General features: G+C 42.1%; 14 protein-coding genes. 6 read left to right on the forward strand and 8 right to left on the reverse strand.

Annotated features, from left to right (window positions below; genetic code table 11):
- Nucleotides 1-95 precede the first annotated feature (95 nt).
- Nucleotides 96-617, forward strand: a complete 522-nt coding sequence (locus CDG77_RS29020) for an NUDIX hydrolase (RefSeq protein WP_094332717.1) — start codon at nt 96-98, stop codon at nt 615-617.
- On the opposite strand, the gene CDG77_RS29025 is transcribed toward CDG77_RS29020, so the two are convergent.
- Nucleotides 603-1181 (reverse strand): Uma2 family endonuclease, encoded by a 579-nt coding sequence (locus CDG77_RS29025; RefSeq protein WP_094332718.1) that lies wholly within the window; start codon nt 1179-1181, stop codon nt 603-605. The two genes, CDG77_RS29020 and CDG77_RS29025, sit on opposite strands and share 15 nt — an antisense overlap.
- Nucleotides 1182-1263: 82 nt before the next feature.
- On the reverse strand, nt 1264-2376 hold the full coding sequence (aroB, locus tag CDG77_RS29030; protein WP_094332719.1) for a 3-dehydroquinate synthase: 1113 nt from the start codon (nt 2374-2376) through the stop codon (nt 1264-1266).
- 164 nt (nt 2377-2540) lie between these two features.
- On the opposite strand from aroB, the gene petL reads away from it, so the two are divergent.
- Nucleotides 2541-2636, forward strand: a complete 96-nt coding sequence (petL, locus tag CDG77_RS29035; RefSeq protein WP_094332720.1) for a cytochrome b6-f complex subunit PetL — start codon at nt 2541-2543, stop codon at nt 2634-2636.
- A gap of 77 nt (nt 2637-2713) precedes the next feature.
- On the opposite strand, the gene bioB is transcribed toward petL, so the two are convergent.
- Entirely contained in the window at nt 2714-3721 is a 1008-nt protein-coding gene (gene bioB, locus CDG77_RS29040) for a biotin synthase BioB (protein ID WP_094332729.1), read from the reverse strand.
- Between the two features lie 324 nt (nt 3722-4045).
- On the opposite strand from bioB, the gene CDG77_RS29045 reads away from it, so the two are divergent.
- Together CDG77_RS29045 and CDG77_RS29050 are read left to right on the forward strand one after the other, a co-directional pair.
- Nucleotides 4046-4621, forward strand: coding sequence for a GNAT family N-acetyltransferase (locus CDG77_RS29045; RefSeq protein ID WP_094332730.1), 576 nt, complete (start codon nt 4046-4048; stop codon nt 4619-4621).
- Nucleotides 4622-4866: 245 nt separating this feature from the next.
- Nucleotides 4867-5322: a hypothetical protein gene (locus CDG77_RS29050; protein ID WP_094332721.1), complete on the forward strand. Its 456-nt coding sequence runs from the start codon at nt 4867-4869 to the stop codon at nt 5320-5322.
- A 25-nt stretch (nt 5323-5347) separates the two neighbouring features.
- Here CDG77_RS29050 and CDG77_RS29055 read toward each other — a convergent pair whose 3' ends face one another.
- Complete coding sequence (locus CDG77_RS29055) at nt 5348-6016, reverse strand: SMI1/KNR4 family protein (RefSeq protein ID WP_094332722.1); 669 nt, start codon at nt 6014-6016, stop codon at nt 5348-5350.
- A gap of 122 nt (nt 6017-6138) precedes the next feature.
- On the opposite strand from CDG77_RS29055, the gene CDG77_RS29060 reads away from it, so the two are divergent.
- Nucleotides 6139-7596, forward strand: coding sequence for a protein adenylyltransferase SelO (locus CDG77_RS29060; RefSeq protein ID WP_094332723.1), 1458 nt, complete (start codon nt 6139-6141; stop codon nt 7594-7596).
- Between the two features lie 466 nt (nt 7597-8062).
- Here the strand turns inward: CDG77_RS29060 and CDG77_RS29065 are convergent, their stop codons facing one another.
- Together CDG77_RS29065 and CDG77_RS29070 are read right to left on the reverse strand one after the other, a co-directional pair.
- Nucleotides 8063-8701, reverse strand: a complete 639-nt coding sequence (locus CDG77_RS29065; RefSeq protein WP_094332724.1) for a histidine phosphatase family protein — start codon at nt 8699-8701, stop codon at nt 8063-8065.
- A 338-nt stretch (nt 8702-9039) separates the two neighbouring features.
- Complete coding sequence (locus CDG77_RS29070) at nt 9040-10764, reverse strand: ABC transporter ATP-binding protein (protein WP_094332725.1); 1725 nt, start codon at nt 10762-10764, stop codon at nt 9040-9042.
- 292 nt (nt 10765-11056) lie between these two features.
- Between CDG77_RS29070 and CDG77_RS29075 the strand changes: the two genes are divergently transcribed.
- Nucleotides 11057-13024: a putative bifunctional diguanylate cyclase/phosphodiesterase gene (locus tag CDG77_RS29075; protein WP_094332726.1), complete on the forward strand. Its 1968-nt coding sequence runs from the start codon at nt 11057-11059 to the stop codon at nt 13022-13024.
- Nucleotides 13025-13202: 178 nt separating this feature from the next.
- Here the strand turns inward: CDG77_RS29075 and CDG77_RS29080 are convergent, their stop codons facing one another.
- Together CDG77_RS29080 and smc are read right to left on the reverse strand one after the other, a co-directional pair.
- The gene (locus tag CDG77_RS29080) at nt 13203-14201 is read right to left on the reverse strand and encodes a PRC-barrel domain-containing protein (RefSeq protein WP_094332727.1); all 999 of its coding nucleotides are present in this window, start codon (nt 14199-14201) and stop codon (nt 13203-13205) included.
- Nucleotides 14202-14259: 58 nt separating this feature from the next.
- Nucleotides 14260-17570, reverse strand: a 3311-nt coding sequence (gene smc, locus CDG77_RS29085; protein ID WP_094332728.1) for a chromosome segregation protein SMC, incomplete at its 5' end; no start/stop codon positions are given.

The following is a 17570-nucleotide window of genomic DNA, read 5'->3' on the forward strand; positions in this document are numbered from 1 at the left end:
CCAACCCCCTCCCCGCTCTTCGAGAGAGGGCTATGATATACCTCATTTGATTAGGAAAAGCTATATAACTATATTAAATAGCAGAAATTTAGCCAATGAGTGAAAAGGATTACAGAAAGACTGTCATCCAAACAGGGCAAAAAGTCAATTTTGTAGATATTGGCAGTTCATTTTTGCCTGCCTTTGAAAAGATAACGAGTGTTCTAGTCGTACCTTTTACTAAGGATGCTTTAATTGTATGCGCTCTCCTTGACCGTGGTATTGACCTCCCTGGGGGACATGTGCAGATAGGCGAATTTACTTTTGAGGAAACTGCAAGACGAGAAGTTACGGAGGAGGTAAAAGTAACTCTAGGAGAATTAAAACTTGTAAAATTCATCCAGTCTGATTTTTACGGTAGTCAACCTGAGCAGCTTACATACCTTGTGGTTATGACTGGATTTGTTGAGGAAATAATCTCTAACAATGGCTACAACGGTCTAAGCTTATGTACACATGAAAGTATGGGAAGAAACATTATAGATATTGATGAATTTATCTCTCAATATCAAGCAGGCGATAAAAATTATATGCGTCAAATTGTGTTAGACGCAAAAAGTGTGCTATTCGGCATCTAATGGTATTTTCGCTTTTTGAAACACTTGCTCGACAGTAAATTCTAGTCCTTCAAATAGGGAATCTGTGAGTAATTCTTCTCCCATATAAGTTTGTGGTGCTGCATCTGGATAAAAAACAGTAATACTTCTGGCTTTACTATCTACCACCCACACCCGTAGAACTTTAGCATCCAAATAGTTTTTGGCTTTAGCTGCCATTTGTCCAAAGGTTTGTCCGGGCGAAATAATCTCAATCACCAAATCAGGAGGAACAGGACAAGCTTCGTTTTCATCCCAGTTGGGCGGTAAACGTTCATAAGAAATGTACAAAATATCGGGAATTGGCATCCAATCTTGCCCCCGACGGGTTAATGCAATAGACCATTCCGGGCAAACTTCTCCTTTTCCCTCGCACGATTTCTCAATCAAATTGAGAAGGACACGGGTAAGTTTTGCGTGAAAAAATTTTGGTGACATTTTAGGAATTGCTTGACCATCAACTAGTTCATAAGTTATATCTCCTTCACCTGGTGGAAGATTTAGGAACTCTTGCAAAGTTAATTGATTTTTGGCTTGGAGTATCATGATAATTCGTAATTCGTAATTCGTAATTAAAGGACAGAACAACTAGTTTTTATTCTGAGTCTTAAATTCTTCTTCAAATTGTTTACATTCCCCGCAACACTTGGCGAATAATATCTGATGGTACTTCATCGGTAACTGTAACTACGCCAATCTCTGTTGGTAAAACAAATCGCACTTTTCCGGCTTTGACTTTTTTATCTAACTGCAACGCTTCAATAATTGCTTCAATATCTACCCCAGATGGTAATTGAGTCGGTAAACCCGTTTTTTGAATTAAAGCATTTTGACGTTCCGTGTCTTCTTTTTGCCACATTCCCAATTCCACGGCAATTTGACCTGCTGCTACCATGCCAATAGCCACCGCTTCACCGTGATTTACTAGACGATAACCAGTCAAGCTTTCGACTGCATGACCGATAGTATGTCCATAGTTGAGAATCGCCCGTAATCCGCCTTCTTTCTCATCTTTGCCAACAACATCAGCTTTGGCTTGACAAGAGCGAGTTAATATGTTGTTTATTAGCTCAGGTTTTACATAGCGGAGTTGGTCGAGCCGTTTACTTGCTTCCAACTGGGCAAATAATTCAGCATCCCAAATTACACCATATTTAATAACTTCTGCCATTCCTGCCCGAAATTCGCGCATAGGAAGAGTTTTTAAAACATCTGGGTCAATCAAAACCAAGCGCGGTTGATGGAATGCCCCAATTAAGTTTTTCCCGTGGGGATGATTTACGCCAGTTTTGCCACCAATTGCCGAATCTACCATCGCCAAGAGAGTTGTAGGCACTTGCACAACATTGATACCGCGCAGCCAGGTGGCAGCGGCAAAGCCAGTCATATCGCCAATCACACCTCCGCCCAAAGCCACCATCGTCGCAGAACGTTCTAGGCGGTTTTCTAAGGCGACATCGTACAGTTTTTGGATGGAATTGAGGTTTTTGTAGCGTTCACCAGGTGGTAAGGTGCAGCTAGCAACTTCAAATCCAGCAGATTTCAGAGATGTAATTGCTCTTTCGCCATAATGCTTAAAAATTGTCGGATTAGAAACCAGCAGTACTTTCTTGCCTAGCTTCAGATTGGCCATCTGTTGACCCAGTTGGTCTAAACTTGAAGGTGCGTTAGCGTGGCTCAACGAAGTTATCGCAATCTCATAAGACTGCTCTGGTAAATTTACATTAATTACAGAAGTCATTGCTCAACCCCAAAGAAGCGCCCGTGGGCTGTATTCTATCGCAATCTGGGAGTGGGGGAGATGAAGGAGACAAGAATAACCATGCCCCAATGACAAATGACAAATGACAAATGACTAATAACTAATGATTCAATATATTTAGGAAGTATTGTGGAGAAAAATAAATGTTTGCAATTGCAGCTTACATCGGCTTTTTAGCTTTGTTCTTTGGTTTATCAGTCGGTCTGCTGTTCGGTCTGCGGACTGCCAAGATAATTTAACTAAGACTCTTGTGGGGCGGGCATCTTGTCTGCCCTCAGTCAGGGACGGGTGAGACACCCATCCCACAAGAAGATATTTATCCGACAACAGCCGGACTTGCTATCTTCTCCTGTCTTTGGGAAGGTGGACGCATCCCTAAACCAAGCAAATTCAGCATTTCTCGGTCAGTATCGTAATCTGGACAAGGAGTTGTCACCGTCAACATTTTGTTGTCGTCGCTGGAAAATATAGAATTGGCTCCTGCCATAAAGCAAAAAGCTTGTTCAACTTCAGAAAGTCTAGCCCTACCAGCACTAAGACGTACATCGGAAGCAGGCATTAAAATTCTGGCTGTGGCAATCATCCGCACAATATCCCAAATGGGGACATCAGGCTGATTTTCTAAGGGTGTGCCTGGTACTTGTGAAAGAATATTAATTGGCACTGACTCTGGATGCGGATGTAAATTTGACAGAGTTTGTAACATCCCAACTCGGTCATCGACAGTTTCGCCTAAACCCAAGATACCGCCAGAACATACGGTAACATTGGTCTGACGGACATTATCGATTGTATTTAAGCGATCGCTATAAGTTCTCGTGGTAATAATTGTGCTGTAATATTCCTGCGAGGTATCTAAGTTATGGTTGTAGGCGTAAAGTCCCGCTTCTTCTAGTTTCCTAGCTTGATTTGCCGTCAACATACCCAGAGTGCAGCATACTTCTAAACCCATTGCGGTTACATCCTTGACCATTTCCAGAACTTCCTCAAATTGTGAGTTATCCCGAACTTCGCGCCAAGCAGCACCCATGCAGATGCGACTAACACCAGTTTCTTTAGCTTTCTGGGCGATGTTAATTACCGTTTCCTTCTCTAGGAGTGCTTCTGCTTTTACCTCTGTTTTATAGCGCGAAGATTGGGCACAGTAGCTACAATCTTCTGGACAACCCCCCGTTTTAATGGATATAAGCTTACAAACTTGTATTTTTGTTGGGTCATGATATTGGCGATGCACGCTAGCAGCTTGATAAATAAGCTCTAGCAATGGCGTATTGTATATCGCCCGAATCTCTAATTCCTGCCAATCGTAGCGTATTCCCACCACATCACTATCCTTCTTGTAGACTGGGTTGAATCTTGAGCTTTCTTTTGGTTGAATTTCCTGCGGTACAGCGTTTGGGCAAAGCGATTTTATCGAAGTCATGCCGCGTACTGTGCTTTATCACCCATTGGCTCTCAATCCTTGCGCTCTAGATATTAGACATCAGCTTATCAAGATTTTGGTGGAATGGCAGATTACCAGTAAAAATACTCAGGATTGGGGATTGCAACTGGCGTGCGAATTCTATTGCCCTGGCTGCTGCTAAACCGTAGGTATGAGAGAATTTATAAAATCTAGAGAATGTGCTGGGAACAGATCCCATCGATTATGATATCAGAACTGCCACTAATTGCTAGCGATCGCCTATTATTACGAGTGGCGATTCATGAAGATATACCCCAAATTCTCAAATACTTCATTTATAACAAAACCTATCTCACTCCATTCTACCCTCTATGGGCTGATGGTTTTTTCACTGAAGAATATTGGCAATATCAGATAGAGAATAGTTTTTTAGAATTTCTTAATGGGCAATCATTAAAACTATTTGTTTTTACCAAAAAAAATCCTACGGTAATTATTGGAACGGTCAATTTTAGCAATTTTGTCCGAGGAGCCGCTCATTTTTGCTACGTGGGATATAGCCTTGCTGAAAGTAAACAAGGTAAAGGATATATGACAGAAGGGCTAAGAGCCGCAACTGAATATCTCTTTCAAGAGTTAAATTTTCACCGAGTTATGGCTAATTATATGCCTCACAATCGGCGCAGTGGCAATGTCTTAAAAAGACTCGGTTTTGTCATTGAAGGATACGCTAGAGACTATTTGTTAATTAATGGACAATGGGAAGATCATATTATGACAAGTCTTACAAATCCTAAGTGGCAAGCACCAAAATTTTAAGCATCTTTTTTTTATATTGTATAAATACCGGATTTATTGAAGAAATTAAGTATCTGTGTATTATGTTTATTTATACACAGCTAATTAACAAATTTGAGACATGAGTTTGCACCATCTAGAAATTCATATTAAATCCATAATAAATACACAACAACTCCACAAGCAAATGCGAGAGTAATGTTTGTTCACTCTCTGGCTAATAAGCCAATGGGTGCATTTTTTAGATGATTGAGGAGTTTTTCAAAATGTCCATTAATTCTATAAAGCGCTTATCTGTTTTTTCTACTATCTTCGCTTTTGCTACCATATTACACGGAGTTGTATTGGCAGCACCAGTTCCAACTTCCCCAGCTACACAACCAGCCTTAACAACTCAGAATAGTCCTCCAGCACACCAAAAAATCAATATCACAAAGCAACAGCGTCTACAAATCCAGTTAGCCCGCCAGCAAAGAGATAAGGATATTGAGGCTCTATTAAATCCGTCCCAAGATACTAAATTTAAGGCAGCACTGCAATCCCGTCAGAGAATCAGGATAGTGTTAAAATCTTTGGATTTGAATCAAGCTCAACAAAAACAGGTTCAATCAATTTTACAAACTTATAACCAGCAAGTAAAACAAATTCTATCTTCACAGGCATCACAACCAACATCAAACTCAGTAGGTATTACTCCACCATCAGAACCAAATAAAAAGTAAAAAACTCAGTTTGATTTAATTAAGGTTAAGTTTCCAAAGACTGGCGAATTTGATGCAAACTTCGGTTAAGCCAGTCTTCATACCAATCATAAAAACTCAAAGGCTGCTCCTCATTGTTATTTGGATGCAAATCATCAGGGTCAGTATCATGGAAAGCATGACAAAAACTTAAAGAGGCAGGATATATCCCATTATCATTAGTCCGGTCATCTATCCAAATTTTTCCTGACTGCTCCCCAGTAATAACTAACATCCCATAAATTCCGCAACCATAATTTGTAATGGTGAGAGTGCCTTGAATAAATTTATCATCGAAATAAGCGTCATTGTTAATAACAAAATCTGTATTATTCTTGACAATCAAATCCAAATCATTCCATGCTTCTGTTAAAGAAAAAGGTTTAGAGAGAATTTCATAGTTCTCTTGGTATAGTTTTTCTGGGATAACATCTTCATATTCAATCCCCGATAATCCATATCCTGGCCCTGCACCACCATTCCCAATTTCTAACAGAAAGTTTTTATATTCACTTGGTAGCGTAATATTATATCTAGATTCAAACACTTGAATCTCTTTGTTACTTAAGCAAGGTTTTAATTGATATTGGTGTGATTCTGAACCAAAAACCTCAAATGTAGCGTCTAAAATAGCTAATTGAGTTAATTTTTTCTGTAACTGCAAAACTTTATTCATTATGCGCTCTACATTTTGATGGTGGCGCTGCCATATTTTAGATATGGGTCGCTTTTTGCGTCTATGCTGATGTTGAAGCCAGAGGTAGTATTAAAGGAAGAATGAATTAAGCTTTGCTCGTAATGACTCTGGCTGAAACCCCAAATTACAAAAATTCTAGCAATCCTTTTCTCTCCCTCAACTACGAAAGCGCCTTGGAATCTCTAGGCGATGACTACTACGATGAGGTTGGAGCAGAGGAATTTCCCCAACACCTCTTGCGCTGGCGTAACGATGCACTATTACCTCGTTTGGGTTTAGACCCCCAAGTAGTCAAAGACGAAGATTTCATCATAGCTTTTGGCAAGTTTCAGGGGCGTAAACCCTTGTTAGCACTACGTTACCACGGCTATCAATTTGGTGAATATAACAGACAGTTAGGTGATGGTAGAGGCTTTCTCTATGGGCAAGTCCGCGCCACTGATGGCGAATTGTACGATTTTGGCACAAAAGGCACTGGGAGAACGCCCTACTCTCGTGGTGGCGATGGTATGCTCACGCTTAAAGGTGGCGTGCGGGAAGTTCTGGCTGCGGAAGCGCTGCACCACTTGGGTGTACGTACCTCGCGCTGTTTGAGCATGATTGAAACAGGTTTACCCCTGTGGCGGGGCGATGAACCTTCACCTACCCGCTCATCTGTGATGATTAGAATGAGCAGTTCTCATATTCGGTTTGGTACTTTTGAGCGACTGCATTATTTCCAGCGTCCAGATTTAACTAAGAAGTTATTAGACCACGTAATTGAGCAGTATTATCAACACTTAAGTAGTGAAGAAGATAAATATGTTCTGTTTTACGCCGAATTAGTTAAACGGGTTGCAGAACTAGTAGCGCAGTGGATGGCGGCGGGCTTTTGTCATGCAGTGCTGAATACTGACAATATGTCGATTACGGGAGAGAGTTTTGACTATGGGCCTTATGCGTTTATCCCGACTTATAACCCATCCTTTATAGCTGCATATTTCGACTATTATGGACGCTATTGTTACGGCAATCAACCAAGTATTTGTCACTTGAATTTGCAAATGCTCCAGGAACCTTTAAAGGCGATTATTGATAAAGGCGAAATGGAAGCTGCATTAGAAAGGTTTGATGAGTATTATGAAGCTGAATACAGTTCTTTGATGTTGAAAAAGTTGGGTTTTGAGGATTTGCCGTATCCTGAAACAGTGGGACTATTGAATCTAACGATTGAATTTCTGAAGGAGAGCCAAGTTGGTTATCACCAGTTCTTTTATGAGATGGCTCGGACTTTTTCATCAAAATGGCGAGATGAACCAGGTTTTGTAATGAATAGTTCAGATATTGTTCCAGTACCGGGTGCGTCAATAATTTTTGATAATTGGTGTATTTTATACCATAAAATCTTGAATGATTTTGATTGCAATCGCACCAATGTAATTGCTCAGACTTTAGCTGTTCATAATCCCAAAACGGTATTATTAAGACCTGTGATTGAGTCTATTTGGGAAGCAATTGCTCAAGAAGATAATTGGCAACCTTTTTATGAGTTAATCCAGGCAATTCAGTCTAGTAAATAGTAGAATTACAGCTATTTGTTTCTGAATAATGAGATACCTGACTTATTATATAAGTCGGGTATCCCAGCTTTAAGATTTTCACAAATCACATCAGTACAAGTTTAATTTACATACGGGATTTTGACTTATTTTGGAGAATAAAAAACGAACCGCAAAGGACACAAAGGACACAAAGGACACAAAGGTAAGAAGATTTAAAAGGGTTTTTACGTCAGTCCCATATATTTTTGCAAAACTGGGATGCTCCCTTCTGAAAGGCTGCTAAGTAGGTGGGCAAGAATAAATCAAACTATGTTACGCAATGTAAAACTAATTAAATTGGCTCTTAGTAAGGGCTTTAGCCCTATTCTCAGGGCTAAAGCCCTTACTACAAACCTTTAATTATTTACGCCCACTTACTTATCCTTTCTTCGCAAGTTATGTCAAACTCGGCTTGCATCCCACTCATAACAAAACTTTTTACTAATTATGTTCCCGGACGAGAGCGAATACGATCGGGTATATGATGACGATCGCCTAATATTTCTAACAAAGGGCCATTAACGTCAAACTTTACCATACTTACCGACGCGACCAAAATATTCACCCGATAGCGATAGCGTCCCAAATCGATTCCCAGTAAACTGCAAAGCATAATCCGAATCGTGGCTTTATGGGAAACTACTAAAACATTACCTTGGGGATATTTTTCTTGAATTTCAGCAATTACAGGCATAGAACGGTTAGCAATATCTACCGCAGTTTCTCCACCTTTGGGTGCATTCCAAGCGGGTTCTGTCAACCATTTTACATAGTTTTCTGCGTAATTCTCTTGAGCAAAGGATTTACTCTTAGTTTCCCATTCGCCATAACTACCTTCTCTAAGTCCGCCACGCAACTGCATATCCATACCGATAGCATCACAAAATGGCTTGGCAGTTGCAATTGCACGCTTCATCGGGCTAACATAAACAGCCTCCCACTTCAATTTTTGATAAACATCGGCAAAACCGGATGCCATCTGCATCCCCTCTGTTGTCAACTCCGCATCAGTTTCACCGCAGAAATTACCACTTTGACTAAAGGTAGTTTCTCCATGTCGCAGGAAATATAAATTGAGTGTCATAGCTTATATCGCGGTTGGGATAAAGGAGTTGCTGCAAACATAAAGTACCATCAATCTCGCAATCGAATATGTGACACCAGGACAAAGTAATCAACAAAAAAAGTCAATTCCCCCACAAACTGTTGAAATCGAAGATAAAAGTAGCTATTTCAGCTATTACTAGGATGGTGCGTTAGCCTTCGGCATAACACACCCTACAAAATGAGATTTGGGGTAATTAAATTATTTGTGTGTACGCCGTAGGAGGCAGAGAGAGGAAAGAGGAATAATTTTGATACAAAATTTTCAAATTATTAAGTTTGGGTATTAAAGTTTTCAGTTCTACTCATTCCCTACTTTTAACTAAATTGTTGGGCATAAAACCGTGCGTAGCGATGCTCTAGGGCTAATAATTCTTCATGGGTTCCTGATTCAACAATTTGTCCCTGTTCGAGAACTAAAATACGATCGCACCTTCTCACGGTTGATAAACGATGGGCAATAATAAATACTGTGCGTTTTTGCATCAATCTTTCCAGCGCTTCCTGTACCAACGCCTCTGATTCCGAATCTAATGCTGATGTCGCTTCATCAAGAATCAAGATTTGGGGATTGAGCAGAACAGCACGAGCGATCGCAATTCTTTGTCTTTGTCCTCCTGATAAGTTTACCCCACGTTCGCCCACCCAAGTCTGATAACCTTCTGGCAGTTGGCTAATAAACTGATGAGCATTAGCAATTTTCGCCGCCTCTTTAACTGCTTCCATGTCAAAAGCTTTTTGTCCAAAGGCGATATTTTGGGCAATTGTCCCCGAAAACATGATGGTTTCTTGAGGAACAATCCCAATTTGTCGCCGCAGACTATGCAGCTTGACATCCCGAATATCAACACCGTCAATGAAGATTTGACCAACTTCGGGGTCGTAAAAACGGGGGAGAAGGTTGACAAATGTGGTTTTACCAGCACCAGAAGCACCCACAAGAGCGATCGCTTCACCTGGCGATACCAATAAGCTGATATCTTTTAATACGGGTTCACCTGGCTTATAGGCAAAGGAAATATGACGATATTCTACTTTGCCATTGACTGGAGGCAGAGCGATCGCATTTATTTTTTCAATCACCGTTGGCTGAATTGCCATCAATTCAAAAACGCGGTCAACGGATGCCTCACCCTGCTTAAATTCGTTGTAATTATTAGTAGTATGACCAATGGGATCGATTAACAGCGCTGCCGCCGCCAGATAGCTGAAAAAATTCGCCACTGTCAAGTTATCTTGGGAAATTTGCCACGCTCCCACAATCAATAACGATAACGCACTTAAGGCTTCCAAAAATCCGATGATGGGAATTTGAATCGCTTTCAGGCGTTCGGCTGAATATTTGGCTTTGAGACTGCGTTCTGCTTCATGGCCAAAGCGGGCGATTTCGTAATTTTCAGCAGCAAAAGCCTGTACCAAACGAATACCGTTGAAAACTTCCGCGAGGATGGCTGATAAACCCGATACGCGATTTTGACTTTTTAAGGAATACTTGCGTAACCGTTCGCCAAACCAGCCGACTAAAATACCCATCAGTGGTGCAACTATGACTGTTGCTAGTGTCAGTTGCCAATTCAGGTAAATCATGTAAATCGGAATTGCCAACAACTGCAAAATGCAGGGGATAAAGTCGTGAAATCCTTTATTGACAACTTCCCCAACCCGGTCAACATCTTCGGTGAGGCGGTAAGATAAATCACCTGCTTTTGCGGTTTCAAAAAAGCTGAGATTTAGCTTTTGAAGATGAGCGTAGACTTGCTGGCGGAGATGAAAAGCAACTCTCAAAGCAGCTTTCGCCATGTACATATCTTGTATAGACTGAAACAAGCCTCTGACAAGAAATACTAAAGCACAGCTACCAGTTATTTGAGCGATCGCTACTACATTACCCTGTGCAAAGGGAATTGCCAATTTACCGGCAAGATTTATCAACACTAATGTTGCTAATACGTATCCCAAGATACCAATAAGTCCCTTGGTGATGGTTTTCCACTGGAGGCGGATATAAGGCAGTAGTTGCCAGTAATTAGAACGGGTTTTCAAGCTCGAAAGTCCACAACGATATTTATCCTTTGTTTGACGCTAGCAGTTTTTGGGGAGTTTCTGAACAGTTCACTAATTAGTCACAAACTGTTGTTAGCGTTTTCATCGGAGAGTTTCTCCGTGTGGTTTGACATCTTGCAGGGCTTCATAGATACTAAAATTAAAAATACAACGTATAAATACTAGAAGTGTATCTTGGTATAGATACCAGTTTTTTAGTATCTATTTATATTGATATCTAGATTTGATTATTACTTACACCCACGCTTCATAGTTTTGTGGCTCAAGCAACATGGATGTAGATAACTTTAGCCAGCAGATAGAGGAATTGCGATCGCGGGTACGAGGAATATGGCAGCGCACTGCAACTCAACCGAACTCACAACAAGAGCTAATAATAGCAGCTTTCGATGAACTTCAAATGGCAATGGAAGAACTATTGGCTGCCTCCGAGGAGCTAGAGGTAACAAGATTGGAAGCAGAGAAAGAACGCCAGCGTTACCAAGAATTATTCGATTTTGCGCCGCATGGTTACTTGGTAACTAATACCGTCGGGAAGATCCTAGAGGCTAACTATGCAGCAGAAACTATGCTCTCTGTGAGACAAAAATATCTGGTAGGTAAACCATTAATTCTGTTTATTGCTCAACAAGACCGCCAGATATTTAGCTGCCTGATAAATAATTCGCAGGAGATAGAGGACTGCGTAATTGAGATAAAGCCACGGTTGGATACCCCCTTTCCTGCTAGTATCAGGGCATCTCCAGTGTATGACTCACAAGAAAAGTTGGTAGGCTGGCGTTGGTTGGTGCGTAATATCAGCGAAGCTAAACAAGCACAAGAACAAGTGGCAAAACGCACAGTGGAACTGGCAAAAGCAAATCAGCAATTGCTGAGTGAAATTACAGAGCATAAACGAGCTAAGTCACAACTGCTACACCTTGCGTTTCACGATGTACTGACGGGACTCCCAAATCGCGCTTTATTTATGAACCGCTTAGAAGATGCGGTCAATTATTCCAAACGGCATTCAGAGTATCTATTTGCTGTCTTGTTTCTAGACCTAGATCGCTTCAAGACGATCAATGACAGCCTGGGACACACATTTGGAGATCAATTACTGCTTACGGTTGCTCAAAGGCTTCAAGAATGCTTGCGCTCTATAGATATAGCTGCACGGCTGGGAGGAGACGAGTTTATTGTCTTGCTAGTGGGAATTAGAGATGTATTAGAAGTGGTAGCGGTTGTTGAGCGAATACAAAAAAATCTGGCACTTCCTGTGGTTCTAGACGGGCACGAAGTGTCTACTACAGCGAGTATTGGCATTGCTTTAAGCATAACAGGTTGCGAACAACCAGAAGATTACTTGCGTGATGCCGATATTGCGATGTACCGAGCTAAGGCACAAGGCAGGGCGTGCTATGAGATTTTTAACAGTGATATGCATATTCAAGCAATGGCACACTTGGAGTTGATTAACGAGCTGCGCCGAGCCGTTGAGCTTCAAGAGTTTCGGGTTTATTATCAACCGATAGTGTCACTCAGTCGCGGCAGAATAACTGGTTTTGAAGCGCTTGTGCGCTGGCTACATCCAAAACACGGTATTGTTTTACCAGGGTATTTCATGCCAACGGCCCAAGAAACCGGGCTAATTATCCCTATTGAGCAGTGGATCTTGTATGAGGCATGTGGTCAGATACAGCAGTGGCGAGAGCAATTCTCCTCTAGCTGTGGATATCTGGCTGAGTCTCCCTTGACCATTAGTATCAATCTTTGTACTACTAGGTTCAGTGAAGAAAACTTGGTGGCGCACATCAATAAAGTTCTACAAGACACTGGACTCACCGCGCCGAGTTTGACGCTGGAGATTACAGAAGGCGTAATTATGGAAAACGATGATAAAGCTATCATCAGGCTAAAGCAACTAAGAAATTTAGGAATTCAGTTGGCAATTGACGACTTCGGTACGGGCTATTCTTCATTAGGTCGTCTGCACCACTTTCCAATTAATCAGTTGAAGATAGACCGCTCTTTTGTAAGCGGGAGCATTTTTGATGATGGAAATTTAGATATTGTTCAGACAATTATTACATTGGCACACAAATTAGGTGTGGATGTGACTGCCGAAGGGGTGGAGACAAAAGAGCAACTAGCGCTTTTGAGAAAGTTAAACTGTGAATATGGGCAGGGATATTTTTTCTCCCATCCATTAGATAGCTCTCAGGCGACGGCATTAATTATGGCAAATCCTCAGTGGTAATGGTTATTTGACCGCGTTAGGAAGTTTTTTGAGCCAATACTTCAGCAGGCAAAAATTATCGCTTCGTACACTCCCACCCCTCACTTATCCAAAAAAATTAGCTCCCTCCTTGTAAGCAAGGAAAGAGCTAAATTAATCTTAAAATATTTCGTAATTTTCCAGTTTAATTACGAATTAGTTAATATCCGCCTTCTTCTTCGTATTCTGGCTGCCTTTCCTTAACTTTCTTAGGAATATTCACAGGCTTCGGCTCATCTTCCCAAGCATCGCCATCTACGTCGTCATAATCATCGTATTCATCAACATAAGGCTTGCTGTAAGGCTTGGCTTCATACTTTAGCGGCTGCGGTTGTTGATACCTGTCGCTACCCGTTGCTTCACTCCAGTTATCTTCTTCGTCGTCTTCTTCATATTGAATAGATTCATACTGCCGCGCCTTCATTACCTGACGCTGTGGCCTTTCTTCTTCCACATAGTCTTCTGTCCATTCCTCTTCTCGCGCTACGGGTTCGGGGGCGCGAACTCTCTGCTTAGGTGGCTGTAATGGCACACCACTAGGCAGTTGATTGGGTGCTGCAATTGTCCGGGGTGGAGTATAGCCGTATCCTTCTTCTTCTGCATCCCTCTCCCACGGCGCTTTGCCAATACCCAAACGCTCTAGTAAACCAGTTGTCAACTGATTCACCCGTTCTTCGGCTCCCTCAAACACAATCAATCTATTGGGGCCAGTACTGACAATTTCATCCACTGAGAACTCGTAAGTACTCAAAAATTGGTCGGGAATTTGGGGGATTCCTAAAGAAGCGATGACTATGGAGTTAAGCTTCCCGGTTTCGCCGTTGAATTTGAAGCCCCGAACTTTGCCTAGTACTTCACCTGTTTCTGTAATTACTTCCCAGTTAATCAGATTGCTGAGAGATTCAACTTCAATATCTTCTATTGCATCTTCGTTATCAACTAAGATGACATCACCAATCTGGCTGATGTTGTTGAGGTACATATAGCGCGGTATGCCCGAAATGGAGATCAGGCTGTCTCGCAAACCAAGAGCCACAACCTCTCGTTGATCAATATCAACCCAGACTTGACTGATGATGCCTAGCCGCTTGCCGTTGTCGCGGGTAATCACCTGGGTGTTTAATATATCGGAACGTCTAATTATCTGTTCGGAGGTCATTCTATACCGAGTCCTGATCTCGAATCCGGTTTGTCTATACACTATTATTAACAAAAACTCAAGCAGATGTATTGGATGATTGTAATTTAATCCCCAAAACTTGAGTGTAAGCTCCTCGTGCTTGAGTAACGCCAATTGTGCGTTCGGCTGATTCTATCATCGGACGACGCAAACTCACAACTATAAATTGCGCTTGTTGTGACTGTTGCTTAATCATTCTAGCTAATCGTTCTACGTTTGCTCCATCTAAGAACATATCCACTTCATCAAAGGCGTAAAAGGGCGATGGACGGTAGCGTTGGAGGGCAAAGATAAAGCTCAAGGCTGTGAGTGATTTTTCTCCCCCAGACATGGAAGCTAGGCGCTGTACGGGTTTACCTTTGGGGTGAGCGACTAAATTCAATCCACTGCTAAAGGGATCTTCGGGATTTTCAAGTTGTAAATAGCCGTCGCCGTCTGAAAGAATGGCAAAAATTGATTGAAAGTTTTCGTTGACAGCATCGAATGCTTCTTTAAAAGCAAGTTGCCGCAATGTGGTAAAGTTTTCAATCCGCAAAAGTAGTTCGGTGCGTTCCCCTTGTAATGTCTCTAATTTTTGCGTCAGTTCTTGGAGGCGATTTTGAGTGCGTTCGTATTCTTCCAACGCCAGCATATTAACAGGTTCCATTGCCTGTAAGCGTTTGGTAAGCGATCGCAATTCTTTCTGTAATTCTTCTAAATCTACCCGATCTGGCACTTCCGGCAAGGGATTTGGTAATTCTGCTCCCATATCTCGTAGTTGAGTTTGCAGTGCAATTAGTTCCTCCCGCCGCTTCTCTTGGGTTTCTTTAAGTTTTTGGATTTCCCATTGCAATTGTTGTTGGCGCAAAAGGTGCGATCGCACTTCTAGTTCTGTAGCGTCGCGTTTTTGTTTCTCTTCGCCCAAATTTTGCTCCATTTCACTCAACGATAAACGGGTTTGGGTGATTTGCTCGTCTATCGTTGTGATTTGTGTGGAGACGCGATGAATCGCGTCTCTACAAGAGGTTTTTTGGGTTTCGTATTCTGCGATGCGTGTCTCTGCTTCTTGAATTTTTTCTTGCGATCGCTGTTGCTGATTTTCTAAATTTTTTAATCTTTGTTCAGCTTCGCGTAATGCTGTCTCGCGTTGTTGTAATTGTTGCTCTTGAATTTTAATTTTCGCCTGGATTTGTTGCCATTCACTGGGGGTTTGGGATGCTTCTAACTCGGCTAAAGCGTGTCGCAATTGTTGCAACTGAGTTTCTTGTCCTGGTAATTCCCGATCTAAAATTTCTAATCGGGATTGAGCAGTAGCTAACTTTTCGCTGTTTTGGGCGAGTTGCGATCGCGTCCCCTCTAATTGCGTTGTTAAATTTTTAATATCTTTCTGCAACTGTTCCAATTGCAACTGCTGTTCGCGCCGCGCTTGACGCGCTTCTGCGAGTTCCACCGTCAGTTTTTTGGCTCTGGCTGACAAAGTTGCGATCGCTTCCGTACAACGCTCTAAAACTCGCTCAATATCCACCAAGCGACTTCTCAAAGCGATCGCTTCATCAGATTCCGCCGCTTCTGCATTACCAAACCGCAAGGCGGAACGATTGCTGTTACTACCACCAGTCATTGCACCGCTAGTTTCCAACAATTCCCCGTCTAAGGTGACGATGCGATATAAGCCTAAATTTTTCCGCGCCGCTTCAAGACTGGCAAATACTACCGTGTTACCAAAAACATAGCTGAAGACATCTTTGTAACGGCGATCGCAATCGACTAAGTTCACAGCATAATTAACGAAGCCACTGGCAAAACGCAGCGTTGCATCTTGAGTAAATTTAGGAGCGTGAATTTTATTCAGTGGTAAAAAAGTCGCTCTCCCTGCACGTTTCTGTTTGAGCAATTCAATACCGGCTGCGGCGATGCTGTCATCATCTACCACAATATGTCCCAAGCGTCCACCGGCAGCCATTTCTAAAGCTAGCTGATGGCGGGGTTCCACTTTTCCTAACTGCACAACTAAGCCACAAAGTCCAGGCATTCCTGATTGTAAAATAACTTTACTCGCTTGGGTTCCTTGGACTTCTTGCTGTGCCTGTGCTTGAGCCTCGATTTTATCCAACTGGCGTTGTTTTTCGCGTTGTTCAAAAAGTAACCGCTTTTGGGTTTCCTGTTGGATTTGCAATTCTTGTTCTGTGGCTGAGAGATTTTGAGCTAAATTTTGGATGGGTTCGCTAGAGGCGTTAAATTCTGTTTCAATTTGACTACAGTCAGTTTGTTTTTGGGCTAATAGCGGTTCGTCGCGTTCAATTAACTGAGTTTGCTCGGAAATTAATTGCTGTAACTGATTATTTCGTTCTGTGAGTTGTGCTTTTTCTGTGCGTTGCGGTTCTAGAGTTTGCAGCAGAGTTTCAATTTGACGGTTGAATGCCGTTTGTTGCTGCACCCACGCTTCCGAAGCCGAGGCGATTTCTGCGGCGGCTTCGCGGGAGGTTTCTAAGGCTTGGTGCGCTTCGTTTCTTTGTTGTTGTGAAGACGTGATGAATCGCGTTTCTACAATTTGGGTTTCGGCAATTTCTTCTAGGGAAAAACGGTGTTTTTGAATCTCTTGCTGAGTTTGAAGCAGACGTTTAGCGGTTTCGTGCGTTGCCGTTTCTAATTCTGTTAGCTGACGCTGGAGTTGTTTACGTTCGGCTTCTTGGGTGGCGAGGGTAGATTGTACTGCTAAAAGTTCATCTTCTCCCAATGCTTTCACATGGGCATTGAGTTGTTCGAGTTCAGCAGTTTTTTGGACAATTTGGGAATTTAGATTTGTGAGTTGAGTTGAGAGTTCAGTAGAATTGCGATCGCCTGTTTGAATTTCGTGAACTAACTTTTCTTGTTGTGCTTGTAGCGATCGCCATGATAAAACTGCTTCCCAGGATTGTTTCGCCAGAAATTCTGTGCGAAGCTTTTGATATCTCTCAGCTTTCGCCCGATCTTGAGAAAGGCGATCGCGCTGTGCAGTTAATTCTGTTTCAATAATCCGACAGCTATCTTCCTTTTCCTTCACCTCATCTAAAGTTGATTTGGCTTGAATGATTTTGCGATCGAATGCCGCCACCCCAGCTAATTCATCAATAATTTCCCGTCGTTCCCGCGCATTCATCGAGATAATGCTGGTGACATCCCCTTGCAGCACCACGTTGTAGCCTTCAGGATAAACCCGTAGGTTACTTAGTTGCTGATGCAATTCTGTCAACGTGCAAGCTTCACCATTGATATAGTAATTCGACGTGTAACTTCCTTGGTGAGTGACACGCAGCCTTCTAGTAACACTCCACTCTGCCGATTTTTGACTTCGGATTTTGGATTTTGGATTTTCTTCCCCTGCTTCCC

Source organism: Nostoc sp. 'Peltigera membranacea cyanobiont' 213 (assembly GCF_002245975.1).
GTDB lineage: Bacteria > Cyanobacteriota > Cyanobacteriia > Cyanobacteriales > Nostocaceae > Nostoc.

Coding starts and splice junctions, on each gene's coding strand:
- CDG77_RS29020 (WP_094332717.1), top strand. CDS start 96: ATGAGTGAAAAGGATTACAGAAAGACTGTCATCCAAACAGGGCAAAAA.
- CDG77_RS29025 (WP_094332718.1), bottom strand. CDS start 1,181: ATGATACTCCAAGCCAAAAATCAATTAACTTTGCAAGAGTTCCTAAAT.
- aroB (WP_094332719.1), bottom strand. CDS start 2,376: ATGACTTCTGTAATTAATGTAAATTTACCAGAGCAGTCTTATGAGATT.
- petL (WP_094332720.1), top strand. CDS start 2,541: ATGTTTGCAATTGCAGCTTACATCGGCTTTTTAGCTTTGTTCTTTGGT.
- CDG77_RS29045 (WP_094332730.1), top strand. CDS start 4,046: ATGATATCAGAACTGCCACTAATTGCTAGCGATCGCCTATTATTACGA.
- CDG77_RS29050 (WP_094332721.1), top strand. CDS start 4,867: ATGTCCATTAATTCTATAAAGCGCTTATCTGTTTTTTCTACTATCTTC.
- CDG77_RS29055 (WP_094332722.1), bottom strand. CDS start 6,016: ATGAATAAAGTTTTGCAGTTACAGAAAAAATTAACTCAATTAGCTATT.
- CDG77_RS29060 (WP_094332723.1), top strand. CDS start 6,139: ATGACTCTGGCTGAAACCCCAAATTACAAAAATTCTAGCAATCCTTTT.
- CDG77_RS29065 (WP_094332724.1), bottom strand. CDS start 8,701: ATGACACTCAATTTATATTTCCTGCGACATGGAGAAACTACCTTTAGT.
- CDG77_RS29075 (WP_094332726.1), top strand. CDS start 11,057: ATGGATGTAGATAACTTTAGCCAGCAGATAGAGGAATTGCGATCGCGG.
- CDG77_RS29080 (WP_094332727.1), bottom strand. CDS start 14,201: ATGACCTCCGAACAGATAATTAGACGTTCCGATATATTAAACACCCAG.